At 67.8% G+C, this 510-nt stretch carries 1 pseudogene; it reads left to right on the top strand.

The annotated features are described in order from the left end of the window. Positions 1-423, top strand: a pseudogene (locus FK530_RS25600) (hypothetical protein); the annotation flags it as partial. Between the last annotated feature and the right edge of the window lie 87 nt (positions 424-510).

Genomic DNA, 510 nt, shown 5'->3' on the forward strand with positions numbered 1-510 from the left:
ATGGGGATCACCATGGTCGTGGTGGGCAGCGCCTACACCGTCGGCCACCTCACCGGGGCGCAGATGGCGGGAGAGGCCTGGCCTCTGACGGCGGGGCTGATCATCGTGTTGTCAGTGCTGCCTGCGGCCCTGGGTCTGGCCACCGGGTTCGCAGTGCGCACTGACGGTGCCTTTGCCGCGACCTCGCTGATCACGGTGCTCGGGGCATTCGGGTCGGGCATGTTCATCCCCCTGGACCAGATGGGTGGCTTCTTCGAGAGAATCGCCCCCTGGACCCCCTTCAATGGCATCGTGAATCTGGTGCAGATGCCGTTGGTCGGCTGGGAGACGTTCCAGTGGTCCTGGATCGGCAATGTCGCAGGCTGGGTGCTGCTGTTCACGGCGGTCGCCGTGAGCGCCCAGCGGCGCAACACCGGACGCTGAGGCGATGGGCAGCGTAGGGCGCGGCCCATTGGTGGGGCACACTGGGGGCGTGGACACCGACGCACCGGGCACTCCGGACACCCCGGA

Source organism: Tsukamurella conjunctivitidis (assembly GCF_007858475.1).
GTDB classification, from domain to species: Bacteria; Actinomycetota; Actinomycetes; order Mycobacteriales; family Mycobacteriaceae; genus Tsukamurella; species Tsukamurella conjunctivitidis.